General features: G+C 60.8%; 17 protein-coding genes. 10 read left to right on the forward strand and 7 right to left on the reverse strand.

All coding sequences use genetic code 11. The features are described 5' to 3' along the window. Window positions 1-72: 72 nt before the first annotated feature. From AC2LD7_RS07585 to AC2LD7_RS07595, 3 genes are read right to left on the reverse strand one after another with little or no spacing between them, the layout of a single operon-like run. The gene (locus AC2LD7_RS07585; protein WP_484597150.1) at window positions 73-1,050 is read right to left on the reverse strand and encodes a saccharopine dehydrogenase family protein; all 978 of its coding nucleotides are present in this window, start codon (window positions 1,048-1,050) and stop codon (window positions 73-75) included. Further along, entirely contained in the window at window positions 1,047-1,448 is a 402-nt protein-coding gene (locus AC2LD7_RS07590; protein WP_484597151.1) for a VOC family protein, read from the reverse strand. The genes AC2LD7_RS07585 and AC2LD7_RS07590 overlap by 4 nt, the downstream gene beginning before the upstream one ends. 19 nt (window positions 1,449-1,467) lie before the next feature. Next, window positions 1,468-2,211: an SDR family NAD(P)-dependent oxidoreductase gene (locus AC2LD7_RS07595; RefSeq protein WP_484597152.1), complete on the reverse strand. Its 744-nt coding sequence runs from the start codon at window positions 2,209-2,211 to the stop codon at window positions 1,468-1,470. Between the two features lie 138 nt (window positions 2,212-2,349). Between AC2LD7_RS07595 and AC2LD7_RS07600 the strand changes: the two genes are divergently transcribed. The 3 genes from AC2LD7_RS07600 (at window position 2,350) to AC2LD7_RS07610 (ending at window position 4,835) form a co-directional block, all read left to right on the forward strand. After that, complete coding sequence (locus AC2LD7_RS07600; protein WP_484597153.1) at window positions 2,350-3,243, forward strand: AraC family transcriptional regulator; 894 nt, start codon at window positions 2,350-2,352, stop codon at window positions 3,241-3,243. A 173-nt stretch (window positions 3,244-3,416) separates the two neighbouring features. Continuing rightward, window positions 3,417-4,352 (forward strand): LysR family transcriptional regulator, encoded by a 936-nt coding sequence (locus AC2LD7_RS07605; protein WP_484597154.1) that lies wholly within the window; start codon window positions 3,417-3,419, stop codon window positions 4,350-4,352. Between the two features lie 246 nt (window positions 4,353-4,598). Beyond that, entirely contained in the window at window positions 4,599-4,835 is a 237-nt protein-coding gene (locus AC2LD7_RS07610) for a DUF2790 domain-containing protein (protein WP_484597155.1), read from the forward strand. A gap of 24 nt (window positions 4,836-4,859) precedes the next feature. On the opposite strand, the gene ligD is transcribed toward AC2LD7_RS07610, so the two are convergent. After that, window positions 4,860-7,412, reverse strand: coding sequence for a DNA ligase D (ligD, locus tag AC2LD7_RS07615; protein WP_484597156.1), 2,553 nt, complete (start codon window positions 7,410-7,412; stop codon window positions 4,860-4,862). A 31-nt stretch (window positions 7,413-7,443) separates the two neighbouring features. Continuing rightward, window positions 7,444-7,761: a hypothetical protein gene (locus tag AC2LD7_RS07620; protein ID WP_484597157.1), complete on the reverse strand. Its 318-nt coding sequence runs from the start codon at window positions 7,759-7,761 to the stop codon at window positions 7,444-7,446. 273 nt (window positions 7,762-8,034) lie between these two features. Between AC2LD7_RS07620 and AC2LD7_RS07625 the strand changes: the two genes are divergently transcribed. Next, the gene (locus tag AC2LD7_RS07625) at window positions 8,035-8,316 is read left to right on the forward strand and encodes a DUF1652 domain-containing protein (protein WP_484597158.1); all 282 of its coding nucleotides are present in this window, start codon (window positions 8,035-8,037) and stop codon (window positions 8,314-8,316) included. Between the two features lie 25 nt (window positions 8,317-8,341). Here the strand turns inward: AC2LD7_RS07625 and AC2LD7_RS07630 are convergent, their stop codons facing one another. Then, a complete protein-coding gene (locus tag AC2LD7_RS07630) occupies window positions 8,342-8,872 on the reverse strand; it encodes a ferritin-like domain-containing protein (protein ID WP_484597159.1) in 531 nt (176 codons plus the stop codon). A 187-nt stretch (window positions 8,873-9,059) separates the two neighbouring features. Between AC2LD7_RS07630 and AC2LD7_RS07635 the strand changes: the two genes are divergently transcribed. Next, on the forward strand, window positions 9,060-10,172 hold the full coding sequence (locus AC2LD7_RS07635; protein WP_484597263.1) for a mechanosensitive ion channel family protein: 1,113 nt from the start codon (window positions 9,060-9,062) through the stop codon (window positions 10,170-10,172). Window positions 10,173-10,259: 87 nt separating this feature from the next. On the opposite strand, the gene AC2LD7_RS07640 is transcribed toward AC2LD7_RS07635, so the two are convergent. Then, window positions 10,260-10,760, reverse strand: coding sequence for a CinA family protein (locus AC2LD7_RS07640; protein ID WP_484597160.1), 501 nt, complete (start codon window positions 10,758-10,760; stop codon window positions 10,260-10,262). A 295-nt stretch (window positions 10,761-11,055) separates the two neighbouring features. Between AC2LD7_RS07640 and glgA the strand changes: the two genes are divergently transcribed. Genes glgA through AC2LD7_RS07665 form a run of 5 tightly spaced genes read left to right on the forward strand, consistent with a single transcriptional unit; the run spans window position 11,056 to window position 19,682 of the window. Beyond that, complete coding sequence (gene glgA / locus AC2LD7_RS07645; protein WP_484597161.1) at window positions 11,056-12,606, forward strand: glycogen synthase GlgA; 1,551 nt, start codon at window positions 11,056-11,058, stop codon at window positions 12,604-12,606. 12 nt (window positions 12,607-12,618) lie between these two features. After that, entirely contained in the window at window positions 12,619-14,424 is a 1,806-nt protein-coding gene (gene treZ, locus AC2LD7_RS07650) for a malto-oligosyltrehalose trehalohydrolase (protein WP_484597162.1), read from the forward strand. After that, window positions 14,414-16,492 carry a 4-alpha-glucanotransferase gene (malQ, locus tag AC2LD7_RS07655; protein ID WP_484597163.1) on the forward strand — a complete coding sequence of 693 codons (2,079 nt, stop codon included), beginning with the start codon at window positions 14,414-14,416 and terminating at the stop codon, window positions 16,490-16,492. Before treZ ends, malQ begins: the two co-directional genes overlap by 11 nt. After that, window positions 16,489-19,302 carry a malto-oligosyltrehalose synthase gene (locus AC2LD7_RS07660; protein ID WP_484597164.1) on the forward strand — a complete coding sequence of 938 codons (2,814 nt, stop codon included), beginning with the start codon at window positions 16,489-16,491 and terminating at the stop codon, window positions 19,300-19,302. The genes malQ and AC2LD7_RS07660 overlap by 4 nt, the downstream gene beginning before the upstream one ends. Further along, window positions 19,299-19,682 carry a DUF2934 domain-containing protein gene (locus tag AC2LD7_RS07665; protein ID WP_484597165.1) on the forward strand — a complete coding sequence of 128 codons (384 nt, stop codon included), beginning with the start codon at window positions 19,299-19,301 and terminating at the stop codon, window positions 19,680-19,682. The genes AC2LD7_RS07660 and AC2LD7_RS07665 overlap by 4 nt, the downstream gene beginning before the upstream one ends. Window positions 19,683-19,686 lie beyond the last annotated feature (4 nt).

Consider the following 19,686-nt stretch of genomic DNA (forward strand, 5'->3'; position numbering starts at 1 on the left):
TTTTCAGTCGGCAGAACAGCCTCTACTGGGTCAGTTTTCGGTCAGCGGCAACACCGCTATCGACCGGGCAACTCAGCGATCAGTGATGGTCGTACCGGCGATGCTCTGGGCGAATCCGACTCCCAGCAGCTTTGCCGGTGTCTCGAAACCCGGCCGTCGCTCACCACTCAATACGCGGCGTGCAGCCTCCACGGCAGCGATAGGCGTGTAGGTGTAGCCGTTAACGGTCTCGATCACCGAACGTGCAACACTGCCGTCAGCGCCGCTGACTTCAGCCACCGCTCGGGCGCGGTGAGCTTCACGCTGTTGCGCATCTGGGCCCTCGGAAAGCTGTGAGAGGTCTCCTTCAGGGAAGGGATCGCCGGAGAAATGCACAAACATGGAAATGTTCGGGATGCCGGTGGAGTGCCAGCCGGTAACCAGGTCTCCGAACGACAGCGGTGCACACAGTTCCAGCCCGTCTCCAAAATCGAAGTGGCGTGGCTGCGCATCGGGGGTTGCCACGAGCTGCCCGTCAATCCGCGCCAGAAGGCCTGCTCCGATGATTTCACTCACGCTGGTGGCCGATCCACGTGACATGGATCCCGCGACCTGAAGTGCAATGCTAAGTGACTGCGGATCCTGCACCCGGCGAGCGACATGCACCGCCAGGCAGTCTGTCGGCACCACGTCCCAGCCAACGCCAGGCAAAAGCATGACGCCGGACTCGGCCGCTTCTGCGCCCAACCGTTCAGCCAACCGGTACACATTAATTTCGGCCGTGATATCCAGATAGTCGACTCCAGCCTGGATACAAGCCCGCATCAAGGCATCGGCTGTCTGCGCGAAGGGCCCGGCAAAGTTCACCAGCACGCCAACGCCTTCTAGGGAATCTGCTGACGAGGCATCGGGCGTGAATACGCGATAAGGAACGTCCAGCTGGGCAGCCAGAGCGCGCAGTTTGTCGTGATTACGCCCGGCAATAACAATTTCCAGTCCCTGCGCTACGGCATACTCGGCCGCCATGCGCCCCATGTAGCCGGTTGCGCCGTAGATCATTAACTTTTTCATTGGACGTGCTGCCAGTTCTTGTAGACGAATTCCAGGCTGTAGCCGTCAGGGTCCCGGACGTTAGCGGCGTAGTAGTTCGGGTCGTAGTGCAGACGTGCGCCCGGTGCGCCGTTATCGACCGCGCCATGGGCCAACGCGGCTGCATAGGCAGCCTCAACTTGAGCTTTGCTGTCTGCGACAAAACCGACATGCACAGCGCGGCCTTCGACTTCACCCTGGCGCAGCCAGAAAAACATGCGGCCATTGGCGCCGAAGCCTTTCAGGTCCGGGTGCCCAGGCGGGCCGTCCTTGCCGTCATAGTCCAGGCGCGCTGTGATACCGAGCGGCATCAAGGCCGCTTCGTAGAAACGGATAGAGCGCTCGATGTCGCTCACAGACAGAAAAATATGATCCAGCATGGCAACGTCTCCCGATCGTTCAGATGATGTAGCCGCCCGCGACTTCAATGGACTGGGCATTGATCCACGCACCCTCCTCGGACAGCAACATGGCGATGACACGGGCCACATCTTCGGGCTCACCGACTCTGCCCAGCGCCGTTTGCGCCGCCAACATCGCCTCGAACTCATCGTTAAGTCCGCCGCCCAATTCGGTTCGAATCGCCCCAGGGGAAACAGCGTTGGCACGGATACGCCGCTCGCCGAACTCCTTGGCCATATAGCGTGTGAGCACCTCCAGGCCACCTTTAAACGCCGCATAAGGCGCCACCCCTGCGGTGGCCACGCGGGTGGTGGCGCTGGTCAGGTTGACGATGCTGGCGTTTTCTTCCAGAAGTGGCAGCAAGGCCTGCGTCAGGAAGAAAGGGCCCTTGAGATGAACATTGAACAGGCCATCGAATTGCGCCTCGCTGACCGACGCCAACGGGTTGAACAGGCCGTAACCGGCGTTATTCACCAAACCTGCGAGGGTGGACGTACCCCACGTCTCATGGAGCGCAGCGAGGACCGCCTCCCGGAACGCGTCGAAGCTTCCGGCATCCGCTACGTCGAGCTTGAGCGCAACGGCCTTACCGCCCGCTTGTTCGATACGTCGCACCACCGCCTCTGCGGCTTCTGGATGGTGGTTGTAGGTGAGGATGACGCCCATGCCGCGCCGGGCGGCGTGTTCCGTTGCGCTGGCACCAATCCCTCGACTGCCTCCGGTAATGACGATAACGCCCATGACGTGCTCCATGACTGGTTGAATGAGCCTCCACACTAAGGGGCGTCGTCATCGCGAGCGCAGCCGTTCCTACTCGAAACCTGCCTGTTTCTGCTTTTTGCTTGCACTGCTCCTGTCCCGCCATTCAGCATGGCCAGCATGAACGACCAACTGAACGAACTCCGCATCCTCGCCGCCAAGGCCGAAAACCGCCGCACAGAGACGGGCATTCCTCGCGTCGCCATGGTCCAGGGCAAAATTCCCGAACATATGCTGGCGGCGGTCTATGACCCGATGATCAACCTGATCCTGCAGGGCAGCAAAACCATGACCGTGGGCGACAGTACGCTGCGGTATGACCCAGCGACCTATTTCGTCATGTCCATCGAGCTGCCCGCGGTGGGCACGGTGCACCCTGCTGCATCAGGCGAACCCTACTTGGCCGTCAGCCTGACGCTCGATCCCAGCGTGTTATCCACTTTGCTGGCTGACCTGCCTAAACCTGCTGATCGCCATGAGGGCGAACCTGGGTTTTCGGTTGCCGCCGTCACGCCCGAACTGATGGATGCCTGGGTACGCATGTTGCGATTGATGGGTAACCCGGACGCCATCGCCGCCCTCGCGCCTGCGTACGAGCGAGAGATTCTGTTTCGCGTGCTGCAAGGTCCCCACGGCTGGATGTTGCGGGAAATCGCAGCACCGGATACCGCCATGGCCCGAGTGAACATGGCCATTCAATGGATCCGTCGAGATTTTGCGGAGCCCATCAGGGTTGAAAGCCTTGCGCAGAAAGCGGCGATGAGCGTCTCGGCCTTTCACCGTCACTTCAAAGCAGTGACAACCTTAAGTCCGTTGCAGTATCAAAAACGTGTGCGATTGCTCCAGGCGCGAATGCTCATGGTGGCCAGCGGAAAAAGCGTCACGGCCGCAGCTTTCGAGGTGGGATATGAAAGCTCGACGCAATTCAGCCGAGATTATGCGCGGGTATTTGGCCTTCCACCCGCCAGGGATGCAGGAAGAATTCTCGGGGAAACGAAGGCATCCAGAAACTAACGGGCGGGAGAAGACGCGGAAATTCCTTGGAAGCTTTGCCCATCCGACCAGCGACAGGCAGCGATCGGGCCGTTTCCAGTGAACTACCACCAGCCCAAACTGATTTCCAAACTCTTCCCCCGTCGCCAGACAGGCATCATGGCAAGGCTTACATGCACACAGGGTAACGATCGATGGACACGCTCCACGCAATGCGAGTGTTTGTACGGGTAGCCGATGCCGGCAGCTTCACTGCGGCGGCGCTGCAGTCCGATACGTCGACCGCTCAGGTTTCTCGGCTGGTGTCGGAGTTGGAGAACCATCTGCAAGCGCGTCTTCTACACCGCACGACGCGGCGCTTGGCGCTGACTGAAGCGGGTGAGCGTTTTCTGGAGCAAAGTCGGGTCATTCTCGAGCAGGTCGAACAGGCTCGGGTCGAAGCTGGCGGTGCGCATCTTGTTCCGAAAGGTCAGCTACGGGTGCATTCCACCATTGGCCTGGGCATTCAGCTATTGGCGACGCTCGCCGGGCGTTACAACGAGATCTATCCGGATGTGAATCTGGATTTGCTGCTGTCCCAGCGGCAGCCCGATCCGCTGGCAGACAACCTCGACGTGATCATTACCTTGTCGCGCGAACTGCCTGATTCCGAGCTGATCGCCCAGCAGCTGGGCACGGTGTTCCATGTGGTCTGCGCTTCACCGATCTACCTCAAGCAGCATGGCGTGCCGAAGGTGCCGGCCGACCTCGAGCATCACCGATGCTTACGTCTCGCCGATCCGGTGTTCACCGATAGCTGGACCTTCGTTGGCGAGGACACCGAACAGACGATTCGGCCGGGCGAAACCTTTAAGGTAAACGTCGCCGAAGCCATGAGCAGCGCCGCCGAAGCGGGAATGGGCATCTGCCTGTTGCCGGATTACGTGGCCGTTCCGGCGCTGCAACGCGGTTCGTTGGTGCGGCTGCTGCCGCAGTTCCGCCTGCAGGAAAAGTCCATCTATGCGCTCTACCCTTCGCGCCGGTTTCTCGATGCCAAGGTGAAAACCTGGGTGGAGTTTCTCAAGCAGGAGCTGCCGCAAGCCTTTTTCGGCTATCACCAAGTGCTGCAGAACCCCGAATACTGGGCCTGAACATTGTTACCGATTCGGTAACAGTTCCTCTCTCCAGTCGCTATTTTTCCGCCCTTCGTCAAACTTTACTATTTGTTTCAGAGACATGACGGCGGTTGATCTCCATCCCGCTGCCTGTCGTTCGATCGGTTGCTCCTTCAGGTCGTTCGACACGTCCCTTTCGGCTGTCTTCCTCGTTGGCAGCCCGTTTTATTCCGAGTGCACGCCCGATGTCTCTGGCGTGCCTCAACTCACGAAGAGGTCACTATGAAAAATCTGTTCTGGATTGCCGGTTTGTCTCTGTTCGCACAATTGGCCAATGCCGCGCCTCAGGCGGCGCCCTACCAATACGGCGATGATCTGGACATTGCCAAAGTCATCTCGATGGAAGTACCGAATGGTGGTTGTGCCGTGGTCGAAGCCAAGATGACCTATCTGGATTCCAAAGGCGAAACTCATGTCATGAGCTACCTGCGTCAAGGCGCGGATTGCAGCGACTACTGATCATCGATCCGCTACTCGATCAGTTCATTTCATTCCGAGTCGCTCGCGCATTTCCTCTGTGATCGTTTGCCCCGTCTCGTCGATACCGGCCCAAGGGTCGTCATCGCCCTGCTCTTCCAAGCGCGTCATTAGGTTACGGATGGTCCAGAGGTTCGCGCCTTTAAGATCGGCGAGCTCATCGCGATGGATCGGTACCGACACGGAAAGCCCTTCTCGGGCTCGCACCGAGTAGGCGGCGACGGTACTGGCGCCCTGGCTGTTACGCAGGTAGTCGATAAAGATCCGTCCGACGCGATTCTTCGGTCCGCTCACCGCCGAGAAGTGTTTGGGCAGTAGCTTCGCCATATGTTGTGCAATGGCCTGGCTGAACGCTTTGACCTCGGCCCAGCTATGGACCGGCTCGACCGGCACAAGAATGTGCAGACCCTTGCCGCCACTGGTCTTGAGGTATGACTGCAGGCCGATCTCATCGAGCAACGTCTGGGTCAGTTGAGTCGCTTCGACCATGCGCTTCCACGGCAGCGCCGGGTCCGGGTCAAGATCCAGCACGAATCGATCGGGATGATCGAGCACGGGCGCCACGGCATTCCAGGTGTGCAGCTCAATGGTGCCCATCTGCGCCGCGCTGACCAGCGCCTCCACGCTGTCGATGGTCATCAGCGCCGCGTGTTTCGGAAACAGCGCGATGTCCAACTGGGTGATATGCGGAATGCTCAGTTTCTCGGTGTGCTTCTGGAAGAACAGCTCCCCATCGATGCCCTCCGGTGCACGTACCAACGCCAGCGGTCGCTGGCGCAGTTGCGGCAGTGCCCAGGGCGCCACTTCGGCGTAAAAACGGGCCAGCTCCATCTTGGTGGCACCGATAGATTTATCGATGATGCGCTCGGGGTTGGAGATCTTGATCTTGCCAGCGCTGTTCGCTGCACTGCTTGCAGATGCGCGCGAAGCCTTTGCGGCTTTTACCGGCCGCTCGTGGGTGATCGCCTGTGCGGGCTTGTCCGAACGCAGGCCGTGAAACACCGAATGGCGGATCACGCCCTGCCGGGTCATCTCGGCATAGGCGACTTCACACATCAGTTCCGGCTTGAGCCAGTGTGCGCCTCTAACATCCGCAGCCGGCGGCGCCTTGGCCAGCGGGCTCTTGTCGGCTTCCAGCTTTTTCAGCTTGGCATGCAGGCTCTTTAAGGTGACCTGATTGAAGCCGGTGCCAACCTTGCCGGCGTAATGCAGTTCGCCCTTGTCGTTATGCAGCCCCAACAGCAACGCACCGAAACCACTTCGCGCGCCCTTGGGATCGGTGAAGCCAACAATGATGAATTCCTGCCGGTTCTTGCACTTGATCTTTACCCAGCTACTGCTGCGTTTGGAGACGTAAGTACTGCCAGCTCGCTTACCGATAAGCCCTTCCAGTTTCATCTGGCAGGCGCTTTCCAGGACGCTTTCCGGTTGCTCGGTGAAGTCGGCGGAAAACCGCAACAGCTCGCTATCGTTGGTTTCCAGTGTCTGGCTTAAAGCCGCGCGGCGTTCTTCCAGCGGGACCTCGCGCAGGTCCATGCCGTTCAGATAAAGCATGTCGAACAGATAGTAGACGATGCTGCCACTGCGCCCGATTTCAAAGGCGTTTTGCAACGCTTGGAAGTCTGGCGTGCCCTCCTCGTTTGGCACGACTACTTCACCGTCGAGCCAAGCCGATTCCAACCCAAGCGCCGCGAGCGCTTCGGCTTGCTGCGGCATCTTGGCCGTCCAGTCGTGGCCGTTGCGGGTAAAAAGCTGCACCTTGCCGGACTCGATGCGCGCCATGATCCGGTAACCGTCGAATTTGACCTCGTAGTACCAATCGCCGTCGGGCACCGATTCGACCAAGGTGGCCAGCTGCGGTTTGATGCTGTCGGGCAACGGCGCGGGTTTGGCTCCCGATAACGTCGCCCGCGGCTCCTGCTTGCGGCTCTGCTTTTTGACAGGCGTCTTGACCGGCTTGGCGGCGACTTCGATTTTCGCCTTGCCGCGTTTGCGCGGAATCAATGTGCGATCGCTGAGTACGCTGTCTGGCAGCGCCTCGACGATGTCGTATTCCTGCTCGGGCCTTGCCGCTTCGTCGTTCGACTTGATCAGAAACCACTGTTCTTTGCCGCCGTCCATCCGCGTGCGCACCAGATTCCAGGTGCCGCTGAGTTTTTCGCCTTCGAGCGTAAATTTGAGCTTGCCCTTGCGATAACCCTCCTGCGGATCACCTTGAGGAATCCACACGCCACGATCCCAGACGATCACATCGCCAGCGCCATAGTGACCGGCCGGGATGCTGCCCTCGAACGTGGCGTATTCCAGCGGGTGATCCTCGACATGTACCGCTAGACGACGGGACTTCGGGTCCAGTGATGGTCCTTTCGGAACAGCCCAGCTCTTCAGCGTACCGTCGAGTTCCAGCCGAAAATCGTAGTGCAGCCGCGTCGCATCGTGCTTCTGGATGCAGTATTGCAACGCGCTGCTCTTGGCTCGCTTGCGGCTCGTCTGCGGCTGACCGCCCGGCTCGGGCGTCGCGGCGAAATCGCGCTTTCGGTTGTATTCGTCAAGGGCCATGGCACGGTTCCGTAATTACGCGGTCGAGTTCTTATTCCAACGTGCCCGGATCGGATGCCGGATCAGTCGGGCCGCCGTGGCCGGAATGGCGACCCGGGTTCACCGAAGGGTCCTGCACGTCAGGATCCGATTCGCCCTCGGTTTCCGGCGGGGTGGCCACCGGGTCCCCGTCCTCTGTAACCGTGCGGCCCTGGCTGTCCTTATGGGTATCCAGGGTTTCCTGCGGCGTCGGATTGCCCATCGGGCTAGGTCGGGCGCCCCGCTCCTCTTCGGGTGTGCCGGCAGGCCATTGAGCGAACGCGGCGGTAGCCACAAGGCTTGCGAACACCAACGTCATTATCGATTTCATGGTGGTTTCCTCTATGCCTATTCAACCGCCGGATGGACTCACGGCCGGGCCCGTCAAAGTTGAATACAGCTGCCACGCTTGCTCGCCGAAACTGCCTCGTGAAGCGTAACGGCGACGTTTCGGTCGCGAGCGCTTCTTCTGCCGAGCGGTGGCAAAACGGTATTTACAACTGAGCAGGTCCTGCTAGCGTTGAAAGGTGCCGCGAATGCAAAGCTGCGGTATTTGGGCGCGAGAGATCTCGCTGAATCTGAACACACGATAGGAGGAATGATCATGGCTTCGCGTCTACCTTTGTTGACGATAGAGAACATCCTTCGCAACTACCTCCATCCATTCCATTGTGACTGTCGTGCCCAAGAAGACAGCCGCGTCACCGTGCGGCTTTATGAAGAACATCACGACGGTGAAGAACTGACTGTTTTTGGCATCACCGACGAACAGTGCCGCGATGCCGCCAACCTCGTGCGACTCGCTCAGGAATTGCGTTACGAACTCTACGCAACCCGCAGCGGCATGATGACCGCTGGGGATCCCGCCAAGGCTGCCGAGGGCTAGCCGTACATTTCGATGCAACTCACCATCAGCGCTTGGCCTCGGTGTTCGGCGCTTGCTCTCGGGTCAGGTACGCCTGGGTCAGTTCGGCGAGGTGGCTGCGCATCCAGTCGGCCATGGCGACTTCTTCAGCCAGGATGCGCGTACAAATTTCCTGGGTTTGAGTGTCGCCAACCGCTTGTGCAGCCGCAATCAGGATCTCGTAGGAGGCGATTTCCAGATTCTCGAAGACGTAACCCATTTGGGCGCCTTTGACGATCTCATCGCTGACCATCATGCCGCCCATGGCCTGCCCCATCGCCATCATCTTTCCGCCCAGATCCTTGAAGCCTGAGTAAGACTTGTCGTAGCGCTGCAAGCAGCTTTCGACCAGCTTGGCCTGGTTCTGGGTTTCGGTGATGTGCTGTTCGATGCGCGCCTTCAACTCGGGATAATGCTCGATGCGGCTGGCCTGCTTGCTGAGCATGGACTCGGCCTGCGCTTCCATGGCGTGAGCATCGCGCAGCCATTCGATCAAACGTTCGATGCGGACGTCGTTTCCGGTCTGTGCACTTTGCATGTCGGTTCTCCCGGTAGGTTGGATGCGATGAGACTTTCTCGCCCCCTTATTGATGTGAGAGGAGCCATGGCCGGGAGTTCCGCCCATCCGACTGGCTGCACGCCTACCCTGAACTTTGCACAGACGCTGCAAGTCACTGAAGCAACCCTCGGAGCGGAGCTGGCTTATCGAAATCCTCAACTTTTTCCTGCAATGGGAGAACTACATAACCGAGCCGGCACTGCGTACGCTGTTGGCGGCAGCTTTCGTCGTGGTCTTGCTGAGCGTATTCAGCCGTGTGCTGACAGCTGTAATGCTGCGATTGGCGCGAAGCTTTCTGTTTACCAAGGCCGTATCCGAACAGCTTGAAAAGCCCATCCGTGTCTTGCTGCCGCTGCTCGGTTTACAGACTGTGCTTTCCACCGCCAGTGACGAGCTCGCGTTGATAGGTATCGCGCGACGCGTCACCACGTTGCTGATCATCGCCTGCTTCACCTGGCTGGCTCTGCGTCTGATGCGCGGCGTTGAGCAAGCGGTGCGGTTAAAGAACCCGGTCGACGTCATCGATAACCTGCGCGCCAGGCAGATCCAGACGCAATCGCGAGTGCTGCTGCGTACGCTGAGCTTCTTCATTCTGTTGATCGGTGCGGCCGGGATATTGATGACGTTCCCGGCAGCACGCCAGTTCGGCGCCAGCCTGCTCGCCTCCGCCGGTCTCGCGGGGCTGGCTGTCGGTTTCGCCGCGCGGCCGGTGCTCGCCAACCTGATCGCCGGAATCCAGATCGCGATCACCCAACCGATCCGGCTGGACGACGTGGTGATCGTCGAGAACGAATGGGGACGCATCGAGGAAATCACCGGCACCTATGTCATCGTGCGGATCTGGGATGATCGCCGGCTCGTGGTGCCGTTGCAGTACTTCATCGAGAAGCCTTTTCAGAACTGGACGCGGCGTAACTCCAGCATCATCGGCTCGGTATTTTTCTGGGTCGATTATTCGTTGCCTCTGGAGCCGCTGCGCGAAGAACTGCGCAGGCTCTGCCAAGAACTGCCGGAGCTTTGGGATGGACGTGTCATCGTGCTGCAGGTGACCGATACCAGCGAAAAGTCGATACAGCTCCGCGTGCTGGTCAGCTCGCCGGATTCTTCACGCAACTGGGATCTGCGCTGCCACCTGCGTGAGAGCCTCATCGGCTTCATCCAGCGGCAATACCCGCAATGTCTGCCGCAGTTGCGTGCGGACTTGAGCGTCGGGCAGAAGCCGAACATCGATCGTTCGGTGCCAGAACATGTCGAGCCAGAGCGGCAGCCGCCTGTGTAACGGCAATCGATGTGGCATCAGGCTTCAACAAAGCGCACCACGCGCTGGACTGCTGCCTTTCGGTGCGCATCGTTGATTTGCACTTGTTCAGTCGTGTTCGGCCATTTTGCGCCGCAACTGTTCGTATTTTTCCGGCAGCTGCTCTAGTCCGTAGCGCGCCGCCTGTTTGCGAATTTCCACGCGGTCCCCTTCGAACTGCACCGTTTCGCTGATGCTCACCTGGCGCTCGCCTTGCATTAGCGCAAAGGCGTAGCACTGAGTTCCGCCAGCTTCTTCCTCGCTGTCGTCGGCGACCCCGGTGTTGGCAATGGCGATATCGGCGACGCTGGCATTCAGCGCACCGATCGCCATCGCGGTGGCGACTTCCTCGCTGGTCAGGCCGAAGGTCTCAATGGTTTCGAAGTTGACGTGGAGCAAACGATTTTTGGCTTTGGGCGAATACACGACGAACCCGCTGTCAAGCACCTGGCCGCACCCTGGGATGTCGCCCAACAGCGAAGCCATCAGGCCACAGGTGCAGGATTCAGCAGTGGTCAACTTCAGTTGCTTTTCGCTCAGAAATCGCACGATTTCGGCAAGGTCTTGCATGGTATTTGGCTCCGACTGGCGGCTAACAACAGCTCGGTTAAGTCAATTTTCGGAGCCGGCTCCCGTCAGCAAAGTTCCCGCTCATGGAATTCGGTTCAAAGTGAGAACTTATTAACGGACGCTATGTCTTTTTCAAGGTAGGGCCAAAGCAGCTCTATGCCGCGAAACAAGCGGCTCCGAACAAGAATTCAGTCTTGCCGTGCTCATGGTTTGCAGCGTCCAGACGGATGCTGTGTGGAAGAAACGTGCTCGTAACTGGCCTTGGCGTAGGCGCCGGTCATTGGGGAAAGTGCTTATGAGTATTGCTGCTGTGAACGCCAGGCCTGTCCGCTTGAACACCATCGAACGCCTGGGGCCGCCTGCCGAGCGGCCCGTGCTGCAGCTTCGCAGCACTCAGGACGAGAAGAAAAAAATCCTATTCGTAACCTCGGAACTGACCGATCTGGTCAAAACGGGCGGTCTAGCCGATGTATCCGCGGCTCTGCCTCGCGCACTGGGCGATCTGCATGATGTGCGTGTGCTGATTCCAGGCTATGCACAAGTGATGCAGTGCGGCGAGCCGATTCGCATCGTTGGTAGCGTCCTGTCTCATGGCGACCTGCCGACCTGCCGGATCGGTCGTCTCGACATGCCTGACGGCCTGATCATCTACGTGCTGATTTGCCCGGAGCTCTACGAGCGCGACGGCCTGCCCTACGGTGATGAACAGGGTCACGATTGGCCGGACAACCCTATACGTTTCGCCCGTTTGTGCATGGCCGCAGCCGATATTGCCGCTGGTACGGCCTGCATTCGCTGGACTCCCGATCTGGTCCATGCCCATGACTGGCCGACCGGGCTGACGCCGGCCTACATGCATTGGCGCGGCTTGAATACGCCGAGCATCTTCACCATCCATAACCTGGCTTACCAGGGCAATATCGACATGAGCCTGCGCCGCAAGCTGGGCATTCCTCTTGAGGCCTGCGGGCCGGAGCGGATGGAGTTTTACGGCGCGCTGTCGCTGCTCAAGGCCGGCATTGCCTATGCCAGCCACGTCACCACCGTCAGCGCGACCTACGCGCAGGAAATCACGACCCCGGCGTTCGGTTGCGGCATGGAAGGTTTCCTCGCGATGAAGGCGCGCCAGGGTCTGCTCAGCGGGCTTCTGAACGGCATCGACGAGAGCTGGGAGCCGCAGAGCTGCTCACATTTGATCAGCCAGTTCGGCCCGCACGATTGGACGGGCAAGCGGGCCAATGCCGCCCACGTGCGTGAACTGTTCGGCCTCGAACCCAGCGACGGCCCACTGTTCGCCGTGGTGTCCCGGTTGGTGCATCAGAAAGGCATCGACCTGACCATCGATGTAGCCGAGACGATCGTTCAGCGCGGCGGACAACTGGCCATTCTCGGTCGCGGCGATGCACATATCGAAGATGACGTACGTCGGCTCACCGAACGCTTCCCCGGCCGGGTGGGCGCGCATATCGGCTTCAACGAGACCGATGCGCGGCGGCTCTTCGCCGGTAGCGACTTCCTGCTCATGCCTTCGCGTTACGAGCCGTGCGGGCTGAGCCAGATGTATGCGCAGCGCTTCGCATCGCTGCCGATAGCCCACCGCACGGGGGGACTTGCAGACAGCATCGACGACGGCGTCACCGGTTTCCTGTTCGACGAGGCCACGCTGGATAGCTACCGCTACGCGGTGGAGCGCGCCCTGGCAATTTACGAGAAACCACAGCTGCTCAATGCGATGCGTTGCCGGGCAATGAGCGGCGGATTTTTCTGGCGTCACGCGATCGAACCCTATGACCGGTTGTACCAGCAGTTGCTGGGCGAGCGGCGCGAGGCCCATGCCATTTTCTAACGAGGTCGATCAATGCAAAACAGGCCTGCCCGCAATGGGCAACACGGACCGGTGCTACTCGATGATTCCCGTACCCGGTTCAGGCTCTGGGCGCCCGACGCGCAAAGCGTCAGCCTGGTAGTAGACGGCAGCGAGGCGCTGCCCATGCACGAAGAAGACGACGGTTGGTACAGCATCGAGGCGCAGGCCAGCGCCGGTACGCGTTACAGCTTTCTCATCGACGATGAATTAAAAGTGCCCGACCCCGCGTCGCGTGCGCAGTCTGCCGACGTGCATGACCCCAGCGTGGTCGTCGATCCCGACGCCTATCAATGGCGCAACCGCGACTGGCTGGGCCGGCCCTGGCACGAAACCGTTCTCTACGAACTTCATGTTGGCGCTTATGGTGGTTATGCGCAGATCGAGCAGCGCTTGCAGACGCTGGCCGAGCTCGGCGTTACCGCCATCGAGCTGATGCCGCTCGCTGAATTTCCCGGTGATCGCAACTGGGGCTATGACGGCGTGCTGCTCTATGCACCCGAGGCCTCCTACGGGACGCCGGAACAGCTCAAGCACTTGATCGACACCGCGCATGGTCTCGGCCTGATGGTCTTCATCGATGTGGTCTACAACCACTTCGGGCCGGACGGCAATTACCTGCACCGTTACGCCAAGCACTTCTTCCGTCACGATCAGCAGACGCCGTGGGGTGACGCCATCGACTTCCGCCGCCGGGAGGTGCGCGACTTCTTCATCGATAACGCGCTGATGTGGCTGATGGAATACCGCTTCGACGGCCTGCGCATGGACGCCGTCCACGCCATTCCTGATCGCACTTTTCTTACCGAATTGGCCGAACGCGTTCGCGCCGAAGCGGAGCCCGGACGCCATGTGCACTTGGTACTGGAAAACGAAGACAACCGCTCCAGCCTGCTCACGCAAGGTTTTACCGCGCAGTGGGACGACGACGGACATAACGTCCTGCATACGTTGCTGACCGACGAAAGCCAAGGCTACTACGCCGATTACCATCAGGACTCGACCAACAAGCTGGTCCGCTTCCTTGGCGAAGGCTTCATCTACCAAGGGCACCAAAACCGCCGCGGCGAATCGCGTGGCGAGCCCAGCGGGCATCTCTCCCCGACCTCGTTCGTGCTGTTTCTGCAGAACCATGACCAAACCGGCAATCGCGCGTTCGGTGATCGGCTGGTCGGCCTGACCGATCCCGATGCCTTGAAGGCTGCGACCACCGTTCTGTTGCTCTCGCCGATGATTCCGCTGCTGTTCATGGGCGAGGAATGGGGTGCGCGCGAGCCTTTTCTGTTTTTCACCAGCCACCACGGCGAGCTGGCCGATGCGGTGCGTGAAGGTCGTCGCGGCGAATTCGCGGAATTTGCTGAATTCGCTGACGAAACCACCCGCGAACGCATTCCAGACCCGAACGCGGTGGCAACCTTCGAGGCATCGAAGCCTGACTTCAGTAAGCGTGATCAGCCCGAGCACACCGAATGGCTGGGGTTGTACCGCCAACTGCTGAAGATCCGCCACGAGGAGGTCGTGCCGCGGTTGGAAGGCTCGCGCTTCCTCGGCGCCGAAGCGCTCGGCGACGCCGTCGCACTGGCGCGTTGGCAGCTGGGCGACGGCAGCGAGCTGCGTCTGGAACTCAATCTGAGTAGCAACGATGTCGTCATCACGCCTGCTTCTGCCGCAGCACGATTGCTGCATAGCAGCCGCCAAAGCGGCGCTGAACAGAGCCCGAACAAGCTGCCGGCGCGCACCGCCAGGATGTACCTGAACGATGTACCTGACCGACGTACTGGAGAGATGAATGAGCGATGAACGACTAAACCGCCTGGCCCAGGCGGCTGGCTTGTCCATCGATTGGGTCGATGCCGACGGCCGCGACCAGCGGGTGACGTCTGACGTCCTGCGCGCAGTGCTTAACGGGCTGGGGCTGAATGCCGACAGCGACGCTGAAATCGAACGCAGCCTGGAGAAGCTCGAAGCTGGCGACAGCGCGTCCAGCCTGCCTCCGTTATTGACGCTCGACCAGGGCGTCGCCTTGGCGTTAGGTCAATATTTCGAACCGACCACGCGCTACAGCCTGGCACTGGAAGACGGTCGTCATCTCAACGGGACGCTTGATGATCAGGCGCGCCTTGCTGTGATCGATGTGCCGGGCTATCACCGTCTGGAAATAGCCGGCCAGCACATTACCCTCGCAGTTGCGCCTCACGCTTGCCCCAGCGTCGAGGACGTGGCCGGGCCCAACGCCTGGGGGCTTACCGTGCAGCTGTACGGCCTGCGTCGTCCCGGCGATGGCGGGCTGGGCGACACGCTGGCGCTGGAAGCCGTGGCGCGCAACGCCGCTGCGCACGGTGCCGATGCGTTGGGCATCAGCCCAGTTCACGCGATGTTTACTGGCAACAGCAACCAATACAGCCCCTACTCGCCTTCGAGTCGGCTGTTCTACAACATTCTCCATAGCGCACCGGAGGCAATACTCGGCGATACGCCGCTGCGCATCGCCATCGACACATGTGGCCTGGCTGAAGAGCTGCAGCGCCTCGAAGAGCTGGAACTGATCGACTGGGAAGCGGTGTCCAAAACCCGCCAATGCCTGTTGCGCACCCTTTATGACGACTTCGCCACGGGCGGTAATGCCCAGCAGGCGGACTTCGACAGCTTTCGCCAGGCAGGCGGCGAAGCACTGGAGAACCATTGCCGCTTCGAGGCGCTACACGCCACCCTGCTCAGCCCCGAAGGCTACCCGCAACATTGGCGCGACTGGCCGGAGGAATACCGCACGCCGCAAAGCCCCGCGGTCGAGCGCTTTGCCCAGGAGCATGTCGACGAGATTAGCTACTACGCCTTTTGTCAGTGGTTGATAGCACGGGGCCTGGAACGCGCCCAAACCGCCGCCCACAGCGCCGGCATGAAGATCGGCCTGATCAGCGACCTGGCGGTGGGTGCCGACGGTGGCGGCAGCCAAGCCTGGAGCCGGCAGGAGGAAGTATTGGCAGCGCTGAGCGTCGGCGCGCCGCCGGACATCATCAATCGCCAAGGGCAAAGTTGGGGCATTTCCGCCTTTTCGCCCTGGGGACTCAAAGCCAACGGCTACCGCGCCTTTATCGAGATGGTGCGGGCCAACCTCGCTCACGCCGGCGGCATGCGTATCGACCATGTCATGGGGCTGATGCGCCTGTGGGTGATGCCCGCAGGTGCCGGACCTACGGAAGGCGCCTACCTCAACTACCCCTTCGATGACCTGCTGCGGCTGTTGTCGTTGGAAGCCTGGCGGCGCAACGCGGTGATTCTGGGTGAAGACCTGGGCACCGTGCCCGAAGGTTTGCGCGAAAAGCTCGCAGCACGCAGATTGTTGGGGATGCGCGTGCTGTTCTTCGAGCGCGACAACCACGGCAATTTCAAGCCGCCGATGCAGTGGCCGCGTAGCGCACTGGCGACCTCCACCACCCATGACTTGCCGACCATTCACGGCTGGTGGCAGTGCCACGACATCGACTGGCGTATCCGCGTCGGCCAACATCAGGAGCATGAGCGCCCCAAGCAGCTGGAAGAGCGCGAACGCGAGCGAGCGGGCCTGCTTCGCCTGCTGCGCGAATACGCACCGGACGTCCAGGGCGACCTCGCCGATCCCGAAATATTGGCCAACGCCTGCGCGGCATTCCTCGGGCGTACACCGGCGCCGCTGGTGTTGTTTCCGGTCGAAGATGCGCTGTGCCTGCTGGAACAGCCGAACATGCCCGGCATCGTCGACACCCACCCCAACTGGCGCCGCCGCTATCCCGGCGACAGCGCCTCGTTGCTTGACGACCCTGCCTGTGCCCGACGTTTGAAAATTCTCGCCGACGCCCGCAAGCAGGCCATTGGAAGCGAACATCGATGAGAGACCTTAGCGCCACGCTGCGATTGCAGTTCCATCGTGATTTCACCCTCGACGACGCCACCGCGCTGGTCGATTACTTCGCCGACCTTGGGATCAGTCACCTTTACGCCTCGCCCCTGCTAACCGCTCGCCCCGGCTCGATGCACGGTTATGACGTCATCGACCCAACGCGCATCAATCCCGAATTGGGCGGCGAGCCCGCCCTGCACCGTCTGGTCGATGCACTGCGCGCCAAGGGCATGGGGCTGATCCTCGATATCGTCTCCAACCACATGGCGGTGGGTGGCTCCGGTAATCCCTGGTGGTTGGATGTGCTCGAATGGGGCCGCCGCAGCCCCTACGCGCAGTTCTTCGACATTCAATGGAATTCTCCCGACCCGCTGCTCGAAGGCCAACTGCTGGTTCCCTTCCTGGGCAGCGATTACGGCGAGGCGCTGCAGGAGGGCAAGATTCCACTGCGGCTGGACATTGAAAACGGCGCGCTCTACGCCGAGCATTACGAACACCGCTTCCCGATTACCCCGCCCAGCTACGGCGAGATTCTGCGGCTGACCGACAATGCTGAGCTGCGGGCACTGGCGCAGCACTTCGATGCGCTCAAAACCGAACCTGCCGCCTATCAGACCGCGTGCCAGCTACGAGCGGATCTAGCCGAGGCGTTGAAGGACGACGCTACCCGGCAGGTCCTCGAAGACGCGCTCAAGCACTACGACTCGACCACCGAGGAAGGCTTCAAACGCCTGCACGCTCTGCTCGAACGACAGAATTACCGCCTCGCCAGCTGGCGTACGGCGGGCGACGATATCAACTGGCGCCGCTTCTTCGACATCAACGAGCTGGGCGGCCTGCGCGTTGAACGGCCAGTGGTGTTCGAGGAAACCCACGCGAAGATTTTCGAGCTGATCAGCGAAGGGTTGGTCGATGGGTTACGAATCGACCATGTCGATGGCCTGGCCAACCCGCGCGGTTACTGCCGCCAGTTGCGACGTCGGGTCGATCGTCTCAACGCCGCGCGCCCTGCCGAAGCGGCCCAGGATCATGTGCCGATCTATGTCGAGAAGATCCTCGCCGGTGGCGAGCATTTGCATGACGACTGGGGCGTAGACGGCACCACCGGCTATGAATTCATGAATCAGGTCTCGCTGCTGCAGCACGATCCCGCCGGTAAATCGGTGCTCTGCTCGCTCTGGAGTGAAACGGCGGAGCGCCCGTCTGATTTCATGGAAGAAGTACGCCAGGCGCGCCAACTTGTCCTGACCGGGCCATTGGCTGGCGATTTTGAAACCGTTGCCCAAGCGCTGCTACAGGTGGCGCGCTACGACGTGATGACGCGCGACATCACCCTAGGCGCGATCCGCCGGGCACTGCTGGAGCTGATCGTCCATTTCCCGGTGTACCGCACCTATATTGGCGCGCACGGGCGCCGCGAAGCCGACGAGCCGTTCTTCCAACAAGCTTTGGCTGGTGCCCGCACCACCTTGGGCGAGGCGGACTGGCCTTTACTGGATCTGCTCGATCGCTGGCTCGGCGGCGAAAGCCTGCGTTCGTTGCCGCCAGGACCGGCACGGCGAATTCGTCGCTATGCCTGCACGCGCTTTCAGCAACTCACCTCGCCCGCCGCGGCCAAGGCCGTGGAAGACACCGCCTGCTATCGCTCCGGCGCCTTGCTTTCGCGCAACGACGTCGGCTTCGATCCGCAGACGTTCAGCGCGTCAGTGGATACCTTTCATGCCGAATGCCTGGAGCGCGCCGAGTACTTTCCACGCAACTTGCTGACCACCGCGACCCACGACCACAAACGCGGCGAAGACACCCGCGCTCGCATGACGGTAATCAGCGAGCGCGCCGAGTGGTTCGCCGCCAAGGTGCGCCATTGGCGGCAGCTCGCGTACGGTCAGCGCCAGGAGCTGGCCGAAGGCCCGGCTCCTTCGGCCGGCGATGAAATGTTGTTGTTCCAGATTCTGGTCAGCAGTTGGCCGCTGGACCTCGCGGCGGACGACCGGGACGCCATGGCGACGTTCTGCGAGCGGATCATCAAATGGCAGGAAAAGGCCATCCGCGAAGCCAAGCTGCGCAGCACCTGGACCGATCCCCACAGCGATTACGAAAGCGCCTGCCAGCAGTATCTGCGGGCGTTACTGCTTGGCGACGAGTGCAAGACGCTACGCACCGATATCGCCGCGGCTGCAGCCGAGCTAGCGCCGGCCGGGGCCTTGAACAGCCTGACCCAAGCGCTGCTGCGGATGACGACGCCCGGCGTGCCGGATCTGTATCAGGGTACCGATTACTGGGACTTCAGCTTGGTCGATCCGGACAACCGCCGTCCGGTGGATTTCGATCGGCGTCGCGCCACCTTCAATTTGCAGGGGCAACCGGCCGAGCTGCTATCGAGCTGGCAGGACGGTCGCATCAAGCAATGGCTGATCGCACGTACGTTGAGGTTGCGCCGTGCACAACCGCGCCTGTTCACCGAAGGACGCTATCTGCCTTTGAAAGTCGAAGGTGAGCACGCCGATCAATTGATCGCCTTCGCGCGCGAACTGGACGGAACCTGGCTGATCGTCATCGCCGCGCGGCTTGCCAGCGGCCTACTCGGCGACAGCCAGACACCGCACGTTCCGGCGGAGCGCTGGGGTGACACACGGGTGCAAATGCCCGATGCGCTGAGCGGTCATGCGCTGGAGCGACTTTTTGACGGAATGACAGTCACACCCAAACAAGCGGGTCTGAGTGCGACAGAAATTTTGCAACATCTGCCCTTGGCACTTTTACAGGTTTCAATCAGTTCAACAGGAGAATCAGAACGATGAATAAAGACGAGCAGCGCATCCGCGAATTCGCGTACGACATCTGGGTATCGGAGGGCCGCCCTGAGGGCCAGGACGAACGCCACTGGGAAATGGCACGCAAACTTGTCGAGGCAGAGAACGGCGCGTCGACCACCAAGCCCGCGAGCCGCGCCCGCAAACCCGCGACCAAACCGACTGATGCGACACCTGCGGCCAAACCTGCCAAGGCAGCCAAACCGGCGAAAGACGCCAAAGAACCCAAGGACGTCAAACCCGCCAAGGCCGCCCCCGCAGCTAAAGGCACTGCGCGTCCTAAGCCCGCGGCCGGGACCGACGCCGCCGAGGGCACTCCGGAAGGTGTGAAAAAGACGCGCGCACCACGCGCCAAGAAAGAAGCCTGAACCA

This window comes from Stutzerimonas sp., assembly GCF_982611455.1.

Bases quoted from the DNA above. Each gene is read 5' to 3' on its own strand.
- AC2LD7_RS07585 (WP_484597150.1), bottom strand. From the start codon at position 1,050: ATGAAAAAGTTAATGATCTACGGCGCAACCGGCTACATGGGGCGCATG.
- AC2LD7_RS07590 (WP_484597151.1), bottom strand. From the start codon at position 1,448: ATGCTGGATCATATTTTTCTGTCTGTGAGCGACATCGAGCGCTCTATC.
- AC2LD7_RS07595 (WP_484597152.1), bottom strand. From the start codon at position 2,211: ATGGGCGTTATCGTCATTACCGGAGGCAGTCGAGGGATTGGTGCCAGC.
- AC2LD7_RS07600 (WP_484597153.1), top strand. From the start codon at position 2,350: ATGAACGACCAACTGAACGAACTCCGCATCCTCGCCGCCAAGGCCGAA.
- AC2LD7_RS07605 (WP_484597154.1), top strand. From the start codon at position 3,417: ATGGACACGCTCCACGCAATGCGAGTGTTTGTACGGGTAGCCGATGCC.
- AC2LD7_RS07610 (WP_484597155.1), top strand. From the start codon at position 4,599: ATGAAAAATCTGTTCTGGATTGCCGGTTTGTCTCTGTTCGCACAATTG.
- ligD (WP_484597156.1), bottom strand. From the start codon at position 7,412: ATGGCCCTTGACGAATACAACCGAAAGCGCGATTTCGCCGCGACGCCC.
- AC2LD7_RS07620 (WP_484597157.1), bottom strand. From the start codon at position 7,761: ATGAAATCGATAATGACGTTGGTGTTCGCAAGCCTTGTGGCTACCGCC.
- AC2LD7_RS07625 (WP_484597158.1), top strand. From the start codon at position 8,035: ATGGCTTCGCGTCTACCTTTGTTGACGATAGAGAACATCCTTCGCAAC.
- AC2LD7_RS07630 (WP_484597159.1), bottom strand. From the start codon at position 8,872: ATGCAAAGTGCACAGACCGGAAACGACGTCCGCATCGAACGTTTGATC.
- AC2LD7_RS07640 (WP_484597160.1), bottom strand. From the start codon at position 10,760: ATGCAAGACCTTGCCGAAATCGTGCGATTTCTGAGCGAAAAGCAACTG.
- glgA (WP_484597161.1), top strand. From the start codon at position 11,056: ATGAGTATTGCTGCTGTGAACGCCAGGCCTGTCCGCTTGAACACCATC.
- treZ (WP_484597162.1), top strand. From the start codon at position 12,619: ATGCAAAACAGGCCTGCCCGCAATGGGCAACACGGACCGGTGCTACTC.
- malQ (WP_484597163.1), top strand. From the start codon at position 14,414: ATGAGCGATGAACGACTAAACCGCCTGGCCCAGGCGGCTGGCTTGTCC.
- AC2LD7_RS07660 (WP_484597164.1), top strand. From the start codon at position 16,489: ATGAGAGACCTTAGCGCCACGCTGCGATTGCAGTTCCATCGTGATTTC.
- AC2LD7_RS07665 (WP_484597165.1), top strand. From the start codon at position 19,299: ATGAATAAAGACGAGCAGCGCATCCGCGAATTCGCGTACGACATCTGG.